This window comes from Streptomyces sp. NPDC026538 (assembly GCF_055567535.1).
Genome location: NZ_JBVHQG010000009.1, coordinates 301357 through 316034, shown reverse-complemented (window position 1 = coordinate 316034; position 14678 = coordinate 301357). Strand labels below are relative to the sequence as shown.

Below are 14678 nucleotides of genomic sequence, written 5' to 3'. Positions count from 1 at the left end.
GAGTCTCACCTGGTCACCGGCTTGAGGACGTAGCCCGCGCCGCGGACCGTGTGGATCATGGGCTCGCGGCCCGCGTCCACCTTCTTGCGCAGGTAGGAGATGTACAGCTCCACGACATGGGCGCGGCCGCCGAAGTCGTACGACCACACCCGGTCCAGGATCTGCGCCTTGCTGACGACGCGGCGCGGGTTGCGCATCAGGAAACGCAGGAGTTCGAACTCGGTCGGGGAGAGTTCGATCAGTTCGCCGGCCCGGCTCACCTCGCGGGCCTCCTCGTCCATGGTCAGGTCGCCGACGACGAGCCGGGGTCCCTCGTCCAGCTGGCGGGCCATGCCGGCGCGGCGCAGCAGTCCGCGCAGCCGGGCGACGACCTCCTCCAGGCTGAAGGGCTTGGTGACGTAGTCGTCGCCGCCCGCGGTGATACCGGCGATCCGGTCCTCCACGGCGTCCCGGGCGGTGAGGAAGAGCACACAGACGTCCGGCTTGACCCGGTGCAGCGAGCGGAGCACGGCGAAGCCGTCGGTGTCCGGGAGCATCACGTCGAGGACCACCGCGTCCGGCAGCAGCTCCCGGGCCGCGGTCAGCGCGGCCGCGCCGTCGCCGGCCTCGCGGACCTCCCAGCCCTCGTAGCGCAGGGCACCCGTGAGCACCTCCGCGAGGTCGGGGTCGTCGTCGACGACGAGGACGCGGAGCGGGGTGCCGTCGGGTCGGGTGAGGGCGGGGCGGCCGGAGCGGGTGGTGTTCATCGCGTCTACCAGCATCGCTCCTTCGAGCCGCGCTGAGGGACCCCCGGTGCTCTGAGTTTCCTCTGAGCCGGCTCAGGCGGTCCCGGTTCAGAGGGTGCTCAGAAGTTCGGGTTGCACAGTGGCGTCCTGACCGGAGAAAGGACACGACTCATGACGACCGTGGACGAACGGCGTACGGCCTCGGCCCTGCACGCCGTGGCCACGCGCCGCTCCCCCACCGCTGCCGTGCTCGCTCTGCTGTGGGCCGGTGCGGCGGCCGTGGTCCTGCTGTGGTGGTCGGACACCGGCTCGGTCGTCGGTGCGGCGGGCTGGCTGACCGGGGCCGGCCGGATCGCCGGGCTGCTGTGCGGGTACGCCTGCGCGGTGCTCGTCGGCCTGATGGCCCGGGTGCCCGTGCTGGAGGTGCGGATCGGCTCGGACCGGGTCGCCCGCTGGCATGCGATGGCCGGCCGGTACACGGTCTGTCTGCTGGTCGTCCACGTCGCGCTGATCCTCACCGGGTACGCGGCCCAGGACCACGCCTCGCTCGTCCACGAGACGCTGAACGTCGTCCTGGACTACCCCGACATGCTGAAGGCGACCGCCGGCACGGTGATCCTCTTCGCCGTCGGCATCACCTCGATGCGCGCGGCGCGGCGCCGTACCAGCTACGAGTTCTGGTACTACGTCCACCTGCTCACGTACGCGGCCGTCTTCCTCGCCTTCTTCCACCAGCTGACGCTGGGCAACGACTTCAACGGCAAGCCGGTCGCCACCGCCTTCTGGTACGCGCTGTACCTGGGGGTCGCGGCGCTGGTGCTGTGGTTCCGGATCCTGGGGCCCGTGCGGCTCAACCTCCGGCACCGGCTGCGCGTGCACTCCGTGCAGAAGGAGGCGCCGGGCGTCTACTCGGTCGTCGTCCAGGGCCGGCGGATCGAGGAGCTGGGCGCGCAGGCCGGGCAGTTCTTCCGCTGGCGCTTCTTCGGCGGTGACGGCATGGGCTGGACGTCGACCCCCTACTCCCTGTCGGCACCGCCGCGCGACGACCTGCTGCGGATCACGGTGAAGGCACTCGGTGACCACAGCACGGCGGTGGCACTGCTGCGCCCGGGCACCCGGGTGTGGGCGGAGGGCCCGTACGGCGCGCTCACCGCGGACCGGGCGAGCAGTCACCGGACCCTGCTGATCGCGGCCGGCGTCGGCGTCACCCCGCTGCGGGCGCTCTTCGAGACCCTGCCCGGCGAGGTCACGCTGCTCTACCGGGCGCGTACCGCCGAGGACCTGGCGCTGGGCGGCGAACTGGAGGCGATCGCACGCTGGCGCGGGGCCCAGGTGCTGTACGCCCTCAACGGCTCACAGGGCGAGCGCCCCGCCCTGACGGCGGAGTCGCTGCGGGCGGCCTTCCCGGGCCTTGCCGGTTACGACGTGTACATCTGCGGTCCGCACGGCTTCGCCCAGGAGCTGTACGGGGCGCTGCGCGCCGCCGGGGTGCCCGATCGCCGTATCCACCACGAGTCCTTCGAGCTGTGAGGCCCCTGCCGTGCACGCACTGAACAAGAACCGGCCGCTGCGGCGGATCATGCTGGCGAGTGCCGCCACCGTCTCCGGGATGGTGATGCTGCTGGCGCTGAAGCCGCACACCACCCCGACCGTGATCAGCGGCTCGGCGGCTCCTGCCCCGTCGGCCGGCGCGAGCGACTCACCGGGCGCGAGCAGCGGCTCGGGCAGCTCCGGCAAGTCCGGGAGCGGCAGCTCCGGCACCCGGACCGTCACCGGGGACACGGTCCAGACCCGCTGGGGCCCCGTCCAGGTGAAGGTGACCATCAAGAGCGGAAAGATCACCGACGTCACGGCCGTGCAGTACCCGACGGAGAACCCCCGTGACCAGCAGATCAACAGCTACGCCATCCCGCAGTTGCGCCGCGAGACGCTGACGGCACAGAGCGCGCAGATCGACACCGTCTCCGGGGCCACCTACACCAGCGAGGGTTACCAGCAGTCACTCCAGTCCGCGCTGGACTCGGCGGGTCTCTGAACACTCAGGCTGTGCCGCACGTATCTGTGGGCCAAGGGTCAAGTCCCCACGGAGGAACCGTGACCACCACGCTCGCAGGCGGACGTGCCGCCCGCCGCCAGACGATGCGCCGCATCCGCCCGCGCCGCTCCCCGGCCGTACCGCTGCTCCTCGCCGTATGGGCGGGCGCGGCGGCCGTGCTGTGGCTGTGGTGGCACAACACCCCGTCCATCGCCGACCAGAACGGCAAGATCCTCAACGCCGGCCGCATCACCGGGCTGCTGGCCGGGTACCTGATGGCGCTCGTCGTGCTGCAGATGGCCCGGGTGCCGGCGCTGGAGCGGCGGGTCGGCTCCGACCGCGTCGCCCGCTGGCACGCGATGAGCGGCCGATACACCCTCTGCCTGGTCTTCGCGCACGTCTTCCTCATCATGTGGGGCTATGCCCTGCAGGCCGGCAAGACGCTCAACGACATCGTCCAGCAGACCATCGACTCCATCAACCAGCTTCCCGACATGGGCAAGGCGGCCATCGGCACCGGCCTGTTCGTGGTCATCGGCCTGACCTCGATCGGCCCGGTCCGGCGCAGAATGCCGTACGACACCTGGTACCACGTGCACCTGCTCACGTACGCGGCGGTGTTCCTGACCTTCTGGCACCAGATCACCACCGGCAACGACTTCGCCCTCACGCCGCTCGCCAAGACATTCTGGTACGGCCTGTACGGCGCCGTCACCGCGCTGGTCGTCTGGTACCGGATCCTCACCCCGATCCGGCTCAACCTGCGGCACCGGATGCGGGTCGAGGCGGTCATCGAGGAGACGCCGGGCATCGTGTCGGTGCTGATCGGCGGGCGCAAGCTGCACCGGATGGGCGCGCAGTCCGGCCAGTTCTTCCGCTGGCGGTTCATGGCCCCCGGGATGCGGTTCAGTTCGCACCCGTACTCGCTGTCGGCGGCGCCCCGCCCCGACATGCTGCGGATCACCGTCAAGGCGATCGGCGACCACAGCGCGCGGCTGCGCGAACTACGGCCCGGAACCAAGGTGTGGGCCGAGGGGCCGTACGGGGCGATGACCGCGTCCCGGCGCAGCCGCGGCAAGGTTCTGCTGGTGGCGGGCGGCGTCGGGATCACGCCCATGCGGGCGCTGTTCGAGACGCTGCCCGGCGCCGCCGGCGACCTGACGCTGCTCTACCGTGCCAACACCACGCAGGACCTGGCGCTCTGGGACGAACTGGCCAAGATCGCCAACGAGCGCGGGGCCCGGCTGATGTACGCGGTCAACAGCCCGGAGGGCGAGCGGCCGGACATCTCCGCGGAGAACCTCCAGCGGAAGATCCCGGACATCGACGACCACGACGTCTTCATGTGCGGCCCGCCCGGGTTCGCGCAGGGAGTGTACGAAGCGCTGCGCGGCGCGGGGGTTCCCGCCCGCCGCATCCATCACGAGTCGTTCGAGATGTGAGCGACGGGACCACGGAATCCAGGGAATCGGGAGTTCGGAAACGATGAGGAAGAGTCACCCCATCCGGCGTGTGGTGCTGGCCACCGCGGCGACCGTGTCCGGTGTCGTGCTGCTGCTGTCGCTGAAGCCGTCGTCCGACCCGGCGTCCGCGTCGGCGGCGGGCGCGGCCCCCTCGGCCGCGGCGGCGGGACAGGAGTCGCCGCAGGGCGGCACCGGGGCCGCCGGCGCCACCACCGTCACCGGTGACGCGACCCAGACCCAGTACGGGGTCGTGCAGGTACGGCTGACCGTCGCGGGCGGCAAGATCACGCAGGCCGAGGCGGTCCAGGCGCCCAAGGGCGGCACCAGCGACCAGAAGACCGCACTGTCCGTACCGAAGCTCAACCAGGAGACGGTGGCCGCGCAGAGCGCGAACATCGACTCGGTCTCCGGCGCGACCTACACCAGCACCGGCTACAAGCAGTCCCTGCAGTCGGCGCTGGACAAGATGAAGGAGACGGCGGGCGCGACCGGCTCCTCGGGCTCCTCGTCGGGTTCCTCCGGCTCCGCGCAGGCGCAGGCCAAGACGGTGACCGGGCAGGTCGCGCAGACCCAGTACGGGCCGGTGCAGGTCCGGATCACCGTCGCCGGCGGAAAGATCACCAAGGCGGAGGCCGTCCAGGCGCCCAGCGGCGGCACCAGCGACCAGAAGACCGCGCTGTCCGTACCGAAGCTCAACCAGGAGGCGGTGGCGGCGGGGAACGCGAACATCGACTCCGTCTCCGGGGCCACCTACACCAGCACCGGCTACAAGCAGTCCCTGCAGTCGGCGCTGGACCAGGCCGGTGGCTGAGGCGGTGGCGGACGCGGAGGCTCCCGCCGCGGTGCGTCATGCGGAGGAGGTCATGGGGACCGTCTTCTCCTTCGACGTCCGTGGCGGGGACCCGGATGCCGTACGGACCGCCCTCGACGAGGCGGTCGCCGGACTGCACCGGGTCGACGAGGTCTTCAGCACCTACCGCGAGGACAGCCAGGTGTCCCGGCTGGCGCGGGCGGAGATCGGCCTCGCGGAGTGCGACCCCGAGGTGTCCGAGGTGCTGGAGCTCGCCGCCGAGGCGGAGCGGGTGAGCGACGACTGGTTCAGCACCCGCTACCGAGGGAGCCTGGACCCCACCGGCATCGTCAAGGGCTGGTCCGTCGAGCGGGCGGCGCGGGCGCTGGCGCGGGTGGCCGGGGTGACCGGGGTGAGCGTGAACGGGGGCGGCGACGTCCAGATGTTCGGCGCACCCGAGCCCACCCGGGCATGGCGGGTGGGGATCGCCGATCCGCTCAGGCCGGGCGGGCTGGCGGCGGTGATCACGGCGGCGGGAGTGGACGAGCTGGCGGTGGCGACGTCCGGTACGGCGGAGCGGGGCGCCCATATCGTCGACCCGCGGACCGGGAAGTCGGCGGTGACGGACCTGGTGGCGGTGACGGTGGTCGGCCCCTGTCTGACGTGGGCGGACTGCTGGGCCACGGCGGCGTTCGCGATGGGGTCGCGGGCCGGGTTGGCCTGGCTGGAGTCACTGCCGGATGTCGAGGCTCTGCTGATCACGGCTGGTGACGAGGTGCGGTGCACCGGGGGGCTGGCCGCCCGTCTGGGCTGAGGTGGGGGGTAGGGACGCTCACCGGAGCTTGCCGGGTGCCGCCGCGCCCACCCGTGCCGCCCTGCGGCACGCCTGCCCGCGGCTGAGGTAGCTGAGAAAGGGGGCGGCTGGGCAGCGCCCCGTAGGGGCGCGGGGAACTGCGCGACCAGCCACGAACCACCCGCAGCCGCCGACACTCGGACTCTGCCGCGACGTATTTCAGATTCGTCCCGTAAAACGCCATCCCAACGCCCCTCCCGGCCGTACCCCCTGTGAAGCAAGTTTCGGGAGGAACACCATGGCTGTCTTCAGCAACCTCATGCCGTTCAACCATCGGGACCGCGACCGCGACCACGACGACCGGCACGGCCACGACCACGACCACGGCCACGGCCACGGGCACCACCACGATCGCGACCGCCACGACCGCCACGGTCACCGGCACGACCACGGCGACCGGCACGGGCACGACCGCTACTGACCACACCTGAAGGCGGAGCGGACCGGAAACGGGTCAGCCGGTCCGCTCCGCCGGCGGTTTCCGAGAAACCCTGTCATGGCGCACGTGCTACGGCGTCTGCTGCCGGCCGGCGATCCCTCCGACACCGTGGTCGCGGCCGCTCCCCCGGTGTCCCCGCGCGAGGTGTTCCGGCGGTTCTGGCCGTACACCCGCGGTGGCCGCCGCTGGCTGGTGCCCGTCGTCCTGCTGAGCCTGACCGCCCCGGTCGTCGACGCGGCGGAACTCTGGCTGTTCAAGGTCGTCGTCGACGACGTGCTGGTGCCACGGGATCTGCGGCCGTTCCTGTGGGTCGCACCGGCCTATCTCGGTCTCGTCGTCTGCTCCGGCGTGCTGGGCTTCGCCGACGACGTGACGTCCACCTGGGTCGGCGAACGTTTTCTGCTGTCGCTGCGCTCCGATGTCTTCCGGCACGTCCAGGGGCTGTCGCTGGGCTTCTTCGAGCGCCGGCGGCTCGGGGACGTGCTCTCCCGGGTCACGGGCGACGTCGACGCCGTGGAGACGTTCCTGCTCTCGGGCGTGGCGGACGCCCTGTACTACGTGATCCGCCTCGGTGTCTTCGTCGGTCTGCTGTTCTACCTGCGCTGGGACCTGACCCTGCTCGCCCTCGTCATCGTGCCGCTGTTCTGGGGCTCCGCCCGGCACTTCTCCCGGCTGATCAAGGAGGCGTCACGGGAGCGCAGGCGGCGCGGCGGCTCGCTCAGCGCGATCGCCGAGGAGTCGCTGGGCAACGTGGTGCTGGTGCAGGCGTACAACCGGCAGGAGTGGGAGGGGCGCCGGTTCGACCGGGAGAACGACGGCAGGTTCCGGGCGGCGATGGCCTCGGCACGGATCCGTGCCGTGTACGGACCCGTCGTCGAGTTCATCGAGGTGGCGGGCGGCCTCGCGGTTTTGGGCCTCGGCACCTGGAAGCTGGCGCAGGGCCAGCTCACCCTCGGCGGTCTGCTGGTGTTCCTCGCCCTGATCGGCAAGCTGTACAGCCCGGTGCACGGCCTGTCCGGGCTCGGCACCACCTTCTACGCGGCCTCCGCGTCGGCGGAACGGATCATCGAACTGCTGGACCAGCGGCCCCAGGTGACCGAAGCGCCGGGGGCCCGGCGGATCCACCGGGCGCACGGTGACGTCGAGTTCGACGGGGTGTGGTTCCGCTATCCCGGTACGGCGGCCTGGGCGCTGTCCGGCGTCTCCTTCCACGTGGCGCCCGGGGAGACGCTGGCGCTGGTCGGGGCGAGCGGAGCGGGCAAGTCCACACTCGCGAAGCTGCAGTTGAGGTTCTACGACCCCGACCGGGGCGCGGTCCGCCTGGACGGGACCGACCTGCGCGAGCTCAGCCTGTCCGGCGTGCGGGAGAGCGTGGCGGTGGTGCTGCAGGAGACGCTGGTCTTCCACGGCACCGTCCGGGACAACATCGCCTACGGCCGGCCGGGGGCCACGGAGGCGGAGATCGTCGCGGCGGCGCGGGCCGCGGACGCGCACGAGTTCGTCGAGCGGCTGCCGGAGGGCTACGACACGCTCGTCGGGCAGCGCGGCCGGACGCTCTCCGGCGGACAGTGCCAGCGGCTGGCGATCGCCCGGGCGATGATCCGGGACGCGCCGGTGCTCCTCCTCGACGAACCGACGGCCGGGCTGGACGTGCGGTCGGGCCGGCGGATCATGGACCCGCTGCGCCGGCTGATGGCCGGACGGACGACCGTCGTCATCTCCCACAACCTGCTGACCGTCCGCGACGCCACCCGCATCGTGGTGCTCGACCGCGGCCGGGTCGTCGAGGACGGCGCCCACGCGGATCTGCTGGGACGGGAGGGGACGTACGCCCGGCTGCACCGGCTGAGCGCGGGCGCCGCCCTGCCATGAACCTCGCGGACCCGAACGCGGGCGCCGCCCTGCGTCCCCGAGCGGACGGTTCACGTCTGCGGAGCCACCACTGTGCCCTTCTGCAGCTCGGCGGTGGCCAGGACGGCGCCGGCGGGGGAGGTCAGACGGGCGCCGCTGTACTTGGTGAGGTCGACGGATACCGCCACGCCCCAGTTGCCGCGTCCGGCGCGCAGCGGGAACTCGCCGACCCTGACGGTGGCGCCGTCGGCACGTTCGAGGAGGCAGGTGACCTTGCCGGTGTACGGGGTGCCGGTGAGGGCCACGGACATGAAGATCCAGCCGGGGCTGCCGGGGTGGGCGTACACCTCGCCGACGGGATGCCCGCCGCCGGCCGGGGTCATGTCCCCGACCAGTACGGGCTCGGACTCGACGGTGGGCGAGGCGGTGACGGCCCCCTCGACCGCGCTGCCGATCGCCCAGCCCGCGAACCCGACCGCGACGGCCAGAGTGGCGGCGGCCGCCGCGAGCCGCAGCCTGGCCCGCCGGGCGTGGCTGCGCCAGCCGCGCAGGGCGCGGGCGGCGGGCCGCTGCCCTTCGGGTCCCGCCGCCTGCTCGGTGAGACTGCGCGCCACCCGGGTCTCGAAGCCGGGCGACGGTGTGCCGTCCGGCAACAGGCCGATCAACCGGTCGCCGATCCCGGTCAGTTGGCGTACGTACTCCCGGCAGTCCGCGCACGCGTCCAGATGGGCGACGGCTTCGGCCCGCTCACGGCCGGGCAGTACGCCCAGCGCCAGCTCGGCGCCGACCTCCCGCAGCTTCTCGCAGTGCGCGTCACTGGACATGGTCGCCTCGCTTCGGAGACGCGAGTGCGGTGCGGAGTTTGGCCATCGCCGCTCTGATCCGCGTCTTGGCGGTGCCCAGCGGGATCCTCTCCGCGTCGGCGATCTGCTGGGCGGTCATGCCGTATATGCCTGCCATCATCAGGGCCCTGGCCTGTTCCCGCGGCAGCCGTGCCAGTGCGGCCCGGAGCTGGGTGGAGGCCTCGTCGGCCAGCGCCCACCGCTCGGGGGTCTCGGTGACGGCGTCGAGGAGGGGGTCGAGGTCCTCGGGTGCCATCGGTTCGGTCCGCCGTGCGCGGACGGCGTCGACGGCGAGGTTGTGCGCGATGGTGGTCAGCCAGGTCGCGACCGAGCCGCGGCGCGAGTCGTAGATCTGGGCATGCCGCCAGGCGCGCTCGAAGGTCTGCTGGGCTATGTCCTCGGCGAGCTGCTGGTCCCCGGTGACGGCCATGGCGACGCCGAAGACCCGGTGCTGGAACCTCCGTACGAAGATCACAGCGAGCTCCGGATCTCCGGCGGCCAGCCCGGACAGCAGAGCCTCGTCCGGGAGGCGGCCGACAGGGAACCGGAATCCCGACACACCTCTGTATACGTTCGACGGCCGCCAGGGGATTGCTCTCCCGCCTGTCCGCTCGCCGCGGAAGATCACATGCCCATTGTCCGTCGGCGGGCCGGGCCCCGCACGCGGGTCAGTGGCCGTTCTGGGCCAGGCGCAGCAGGTGGTCCGCGAGGGCCTGTCCGCCGGTGGGCTCACGGCTGATGAGGAGCAGTGTGTCGTCCCCCGCGATGGTCCCCAGGATGTCCTGCAGCTCCGCCTGGTCGATCGCGGACGCGAGGAACTGCGCCGCCCCCGGAGGGGTCCGCAGGACGACCAGGTTCGCCGACGCCTCCGCCGAGATCAGGAGCTCCTGGGAGAGGCGCCGCATCCGCTCCTCCTTCGCCGACTCCCCCAGCGGCGCGCGCGGGGTGCGGAAACCCCCCTCGCTCGGCACCGCGTAGATCAGTTCCCCGTCGGTGTTGCGGATCTTCACCGCGTTCAGCTCGTCGAGGTCCCGGGAGAGCGTCGCCTGGGTGACCGTCAGCCCGTCGTCGGCGAGCAGCTTCGCGAGCTGGCTCTGCGAGCGCACCGGCTGCCGGTTGAGGATGTCCACGATCCGGCGGTGCCGGGCGGTCCGGGTCTGCGGTACCGCGGGCCCCGCCCCGCCGGACTGGTCGAACTCCTGCGCCTGGCTCATCGTCGTCTCATTCTCCGGATCGTCCGTCCCCGCTCGCTGCGTCGAGGATGCCGGGCAGGGCACTGAGCAGCGCGTCCGCCTCGTCGTCGCGGAGGTTCAGCGGGGGCATCAGCCGAACGACGTCCGGGGCGGGCGCGTTCACCAGGAACCCGGCCTCCTGAGCCGCCTGCTGCACCTGCGCTGCCAGCGGCTCGGTGAGCACGATACCCAGGAGGAGACCCGCGCCCCGGACATAATCGATCAACCGGTGGCCGAGGCCCTCGATTCCGTCCCGCAACTTCTCGCTCTGCCGCTTGACGTTCTCCAGCAATCCCTCGTTCTCGATGGTGTCGAGAACGGCGAGCCCGGCGGCGCAGGCGACCGGGTTGCCGCCGAAGGTCGTGCCGTGGTGGCCCGGCTGGAGGAGGTCGGCGGCCCGGCCGAAGGCCACCGTCGCGCCGAGCGGCAGTCCGCCGCCCAGCTGCTTGGCGAGGGTGACCACGTCGGGCAGCACGCCCTCGTGGGCCTGGTACTCGAACCAGGTGCCGGTCCGGCCGATGCCGGTCTGCACCTCGTCGAGGACGAGCAGCGCGCCGGTGGCGGCGGTGATCGCGCGGGCGGCCTTGAGATAGCCGGCCGGGGGGACGATCACGCCGTTCTCGCCCTGGACGGGCTCGATGACGACCAGGGCGGTGGCCTCGGTGACGGCGGCGGCCAGCGCCTGCGCGTCGCCGTAGGGCACGTGGGTGACGTCGGCGGGCAGCGGGCGGAACGGGTCCTGCTTGGCGGGCTGCCCGGTGAGCGCGAGGGCGCCCATCGTACGGCCGTGGAAGCCGCCGTCGGCGGCGACCATGTGGGTGCGCCCGGTCAGCCGGCCGATCTTGAAGGCGGCCTCGTTGGCCTCGGCGCCGGAGTTGCAGAAGAAGACCCTGCCGTCGCGGCCGAAGAGCTGGAGCAGCCGTTCGGCGAGGGTGACGGTGGGCTCGGCCATGAAGAAGTTGGAGATGTGGCCGAGGGAGGCGATCTGCCTGCTGACGGCCTCGACGATCGCCCGGTGGGCGTGGCCCAGCGCGTTGGTGGCGATACCGCCGACGAAGTCGTGGTACTGCCGGTCCTCGGTGTCCCACACCTTGACGCCCTCGCCGCGCACCAGGGGCAGCCGCGGGGTGCCGTAGTTGTTCATGAGCGCGCCCTGCCACCGGGTGGTCAGCTCCTGGTTGCTCACGACTGCTTCCCCTCCTGCTCGTCGGGCACGACCATCGTGCCGATGCCTTCGTCCGTGAAGATCTCCAGCAGGATCGAGTGCTGGACCCGGCCGTCGATGACGCGGGCGGTGGTGACGCCGTTGCGTACGGCGTGCAGGCAGCCCTCCATCTTCGGCACCATGCCGGAGCTCAGCTCCGGCAGCAGCTTCTCCAGTTGGGAAGCGGTGAGACGGCTGATCACCTCGTCGGAGTTCGGCCAGTCCTCGTAAAGGCCCTCGACGTCGGTGAGGACCATGAGGGTCTCGGCGCCCAGCGCAGCAGCGAGTGCCGCAGCCGCCGTATCAGCATTGACGTTGTAGACATGTCCGTCGTCCTGGGAGCGGGCGATCGAGGAGACGACCGGGATCCGGCCGTCGGCGAGCAGGGCCTCGATCGCGCCCGTGTCGATCGCGGTGATCTCGCCGACCCGCCCGATGTCGACGAACTCGCCGTCGATCTCGGGCCGGTGCCTGGTGGCGGTGATGGTGTGGGCGTCCTCGCCGGTGAGCCCGACGGCCAGCGGTCCGTGCTGGTTGAGCAGGCCGACCAGCTCGCGCTGGACCTGTCCGGCGAGCACCATCCGTACGACGTCCATGGCGTCCTCGGTGGTGACCCGGAGCCCGGCCTTGAACTCGCTGACGATGCCGTGCTTGTCGAGGGCGGCGCTGATCTGCGGACCGCCGCCGTGCACGACGACCGGCTTGAGGCCGGCGTGGTGCAGGAAGACGACGTCCTGGGCGAAGGCGGCCTTCAGGTCCTCGTCGATCATGGCGTTGCCGCCGAACTTGATGACGACGGTCCTGCCGTTGTGACGGACCAGCCAGGGCAGCGCCTCGATGAGGGTCTGCGCCTTGGGCAGCGCGGTGTGCTTACGCGTAGTACTCATGACGAATAAGCGCTGTTCTCGTGGACGTAGTCGGCGGTCAGGTCGTTGGTCCAGATGGTGGCGGTCTCGGAGCCGGCCGCCAGGTCGGCGACGATGTGCACCTCGCGGTAGCGCATGTCGACCTTCTCGCGGTCCTCGCCGACGCCGCCGTTCTTGCAGACCCAGACGCCGTTGATGGCGACGTTCAGCCGGTCCGGCTCGAAGGCGGCCCTGGTGGTGCCGATGGCGGAGAGGACGCGGCCCCAGTTGGGGTCCTCGCCGTGGATGGCGCACTTGAGGAGGTTGTTGCGGGCGATGGAGCGGCCCACCTCGACGGCGTCGTCCTCGCTGGCCGCGTTGACCACCTCGACCCTGATGTCCTTGCTGGCGCCCTCGGCGTCCCGGATCAGCTGCTGGCCGAGGTCGTCGCAGACCTGCCGTACGGCCTCCGCGAGCTCCTCGTACCCGGGAGTGATCCCGGAGGAGCCGGAGGCGAGCAGCAGCACGGTGTCGTTGGTGGACATGCAGCCGTCGGAGTCGACGCGGTCGAAGGTGGTCCGGGTGGCGGCCCGCAGCGCCTTGTCCAGGACCTCGCTCTCGACGACGGCGTCCGTGGTGAGCACGACCAGCATGGTGGCGAGGCCGGGGGCGAGCATGCCGGCGCCCTTGGCCATGCCGCCGACCGTCCAGCCGTCCTTGTCGGTCACCACGGAGGTCTTGTGCACGGTGTCGGTGGTCTTGATGGCGATGGCGGCCTTCTCGCCGCCGTGCTCGGACAGCTGGGCGGCGGCGGTGTCGATGCCGGGGAGCAGCTTGTCCATGGGGAGCAGGACGCCGATCAGACCGGTCGAGCAGACGGCTACCTCGATGGCACCGCGCCCCAGTACCTCGGCGGCCTTCTCGGCCGTCGCGTGGCTGTCCTGGAAGCCCTTGGGGCCCGTACAGGCGTTGGCGCCGCCGGAGTTGAGGACGACGGCCGAGACCTGGCCGCTCTTGAGGACCTGCTCGGACCACAGCACCGGCGCGGCCTTCACCCGGTTGGAGGTGAAGACGCCCGCGGCGGCACGGCGGGGTCCGTTGTTGACCACGAGGGCCAGGTCGGGGTTGCCGTTCTCCTTGATCCCGGCCGCGATGCCCGCGGCCGTGAATCCCTTCGCTGCCGTCACGCTCACGGCGCAACTCCGATCGTGGTCAGCCCGGTGGTCTCGGGGAGACCCAGGGCGAGGTTCATGCTCTGGACGGCACCGCCCGCGGTGCCCTTGGTCAGGTTGTCGATGGCGCTGATCGCGATGATGCGGCCCACGGCCTCGTCGTATGCGACCTGTACCTGAACGGCGTTGGAACCGTAGACGGACGCCGTGGCGGGCCACTGCCCCTCGGGGAGCAGGTGGACGAAGGGCTCGTCGGCGTAGGCCTTCTCGTAGGCGGCCCGGACGGACTCGGCGGTCACTCCGCTCTTCGCCGCGGCGCTGCAGGTGGCGAGGATGCCCCGGGGCATCGGCGCGAGGGTCGGCGTGAAGGAGACGGCGATCCGCTCCCCCGCCACCGCGCTGAGGTTCTGGATCATCTCGGGGGTGTGCCGGTGGCCGCCTCCGACGCCGTACGGCGACATGGAGCCCATGACCTCGCTGCCCAGCAGATGCGGCTTGGCCGCCTTGCCGGCGCCGGAGGTGCCGGACGCGGCGACGATCACCGCCTCGGGCTCGGCGATCCCGGCGGCGTAGGCCGGGTACAGGGCGAGGGAGACGGCGGTGGGGTAGCAACCGGGTACCGCGATGCGCTTGGACCCCTCCAGCGCGGCGCGGGCACCCGGAAGTTCGGGGAGGCCGTAGGGCCAGGTGCCGGCGTGCGGGGAGCCGTAGAAGCGCTCCCAGTCGGCCGGGTTGTCCAGGCGGAAGTCGGCGCCCATGTCGACGACGAGGACGTCCGGGCCGAGCTGCTCGGCGACGGCGGCGGACTGGCCGTGCGGCAGGGCGAGGAAGACGACGTCATGCCCGGCGAGGGCCTCGGGGGTCGTCTCCGCCAGCACGCGGTCGGCCAGCGGCAGCAGGTGCGGCTGGAGCCCGCCCAGGCGCTGCCCGGCGTTGGAGTTGCCGGTCAGGGCACCGATCTCGACCTCGGGGTGCCCGAGGAGCAGTCGCAGGACCTCTCCGCCCGCGTACCCGCTCGCTCCGGCAACCGCCGCACGTACCGCCATGTCCATCCTCCTCTAGATGGCATGACTATACGGTTCTACGCAGTTTTATGCAACGGAGCCGTCGCATACCCGAGCGCACCGACAAGCGCCGGGATACCGCGGCTCCTGGAGTCCTGGCAGTGGGGCAGGCGTCGGCGCGGGGCGCCCGGAGCCGAGCCGGTATTGCACCCGGCTGTCGGGC

General features: G+C 71.7%; 15 protein-coding genes. 7 read left to right on the top strand and 8 right to left on the bottom strand.

Annotation, left to right across the window (positions count from 1 at the left end; all coding sequences use genetic code 11):
- Positions 1-5: 5 nt before the first annotated feature.
- Positions 6-746 carry a response regulator transcription factor gene (locus tag ACZ4N4_RS32965; RefSeq protein ID WP_453575554.1) on the bottom strand — a complete coding sequence of 247 codons (741 nt, stop codon included), beginning with the start codon at positions 744-746 and terminating at the stop codon, positions 6-8.
- Positions 747-896: 150 nt separating this feature from the next.
- On the opposite strand from ACZ4N4_RS32965, the gene ACZ4N4_RS32960 reads away from it, so the two are divergent.
- From ACZ4N4_RS32960 to ACZ4N4_RS32930, 7 genes are all read left to right on the top strand, one after another.
- On the top strand, positions 897-2255 hold the full coding sequence (locus ACZ4N4_RS32960; RefSeq protein ID WP_453575490.1) for a ferredoxin reductase family protein: 1359 nt from the start codon (positions 897-899) through the stop codon (positions 2253-2255).
- Between the two features lie 10 nt (positions 2256-2265).
- Positions 2266-2760, top strand: coding sequence for an FMN-binding protein (locus ACZ4N4_RS32955; RefSeq protein ID WP_467595651.1), 495 nt, complete (start codon positions 2266-2268; stop codon positions 2758-2760).
- 59 nt (positions 2761-2819) lie between these two features.
- Positions 2820-4202, top strand: a complete 1383-nt coding sequence (locus ACZ4N4_RS32950) for a ferredoxin reductase family protein (RefSeq protein WP_467595648.1) — start codon at positions 2820-2822, stop codon at positions 4200-4202.
- Between the two features lie 43 nt (positions 4203-4245).
- On the top strand, positions 4246-5034 hold the full coding sequence (locus ACZ4N4_RS32945) for an FMN-binding protein (RefSeq protein WP_467595646.1): 789 nt from the start codon (positions 4246-4248) through the stop codon (positions 5032-5034).
- Positions 5027-5827: an FAD:protein FMN transferase gene (locus ACZ4N4_RS32940; RefSeq protein WP_467595643.1), complete on the top strand. Its 801-nt coding sequence runs from the start codon at positions 5027-5029 to the stop codon at positions 5825-5827. Before ACZ4N4_RS32945 ends, ACZ4N4_RS32940 begins: the two co-directional genes overlap by 8 nt.
- Positions 5828-6104: 277 nt before the next feature.
- Positions 6105-6287, top strand: coding sequence for a hypothetical protein (locus tag ACZ4N4_RS32935; RefSeq protein WP_467595641.1), 183 nt, complete (start codon positions 6105-6107; stop codon positions 6285-6287).
- A 75-nt stretch (positions 6288-6362) separates the two neighbouring features.
- Positions 6363-8177, top strand: a complete 1815-nt coding sequence (locus ACZ4N4_RS32930; RefSeq protein WP_467595639.1) for an ABC transporter ATP-binding protein — start codon at positions 6363-6365, stop codon at positions 8175-8177.
- Positions 8178-8227: 50 nt separating this feature from the next.
- On the opposite strand, the gene ACZ4N4_RS32925 is transcribed toward ACZ4N4_RS32930, so the two are convergent.
- The 7 genes from ACZ4N4_RS32925 to argC all read right to left on the bottom strand — a co-directional run bounded on the left by ACZ4N4_RS32925 (position 8228) and on the right by argC (position 14497).
- Positions 8228-8980: a hypothetical protein gene (locus ACZ4N4_RS32925; RefSeq protein WP_453575476.1), complete on the bottom strand. Its 753-nt coding sequence runs from the start codon at positions 8978-8980 to the stop codon at positions 8228-8230.
- Entirely contained in the window at positions 8970-9557 is a 588-nt protein-coding gene (locus tag ACZ4N4_RS32920; protein ID WP_453575474.1) for an RNA polymerase sigma factor, read from the bottom strand. The genes ACZ4N4_RS32925 and ACZ4N4_RS32920 overlap by 11 nt, the downstream gene beginning before the upstream one ends.
- A gap of 109 nt (positions 9558-9666) precedes the next feature.
- Positions 9667-10212, bottom strand: a complete 546-nt coding sequence (locus tag ACZ4N4_RS32915) for an arginine repressor (protein ID WP_351320293.1) — start codon at positions 10210-10212, stop codon at positions 9667-9669.
- A gap of 7 nt (positions 10213-10219) precedes the next feature.
- Positions 10220-11374 carry an acetylornithine transaminase gene (locus ACZ4N4_RS32910; protein ID WP_467595835.1) on the bottom strand — a complete coding sequence of 385 codons (1155 nt, stop codon included), beginning with the start codon at positions 11372-11374 and terminating at the stop codon, positions 10220-10222.
- Between the two features lie 38 nt (positions 11375-11412).
- Entirely contained in the window at positions 11413-12321 is a 909-nt protein-coding gene (argB, locus tag ACZ4N4_RS32905; RefSeq protein WP_453575472.1) for an acetylglutamate kinase, read from the bottom strand.
- Positions 12318-13472: a bifunctional glutamate N-acetyltransferase/amino-acid acetyltransferase ArgJ gene (gene argJ / locus ACZ4N4_RS32900; RefSeq protein WP_467595634.1), complete on the bottom strand. Its 1155-nt coding sequence runs from the start codon at positions 13470-13472 to the stop codon at positions 12318-12320. Before argJ ends, argB begins: the two co-directional genes overlap by 4 nt.
- Positions 13469-14497, bottom strand: coding sequence for an N-acetyl-gamma-glutamyl-phosphate reductase (gene argC / locus ACZ4N4_RS32895; protein ID WP_467595631.1), 1029 nt, complete (start codon positions 14495-14497; stop codon positions 13469-13471). The genes argJ and argC overlap by 4 nt, the downstream gene beginning before the upstream one ends.
- Positions 14498-14678 lie beyond the last annotated feature (181 nt).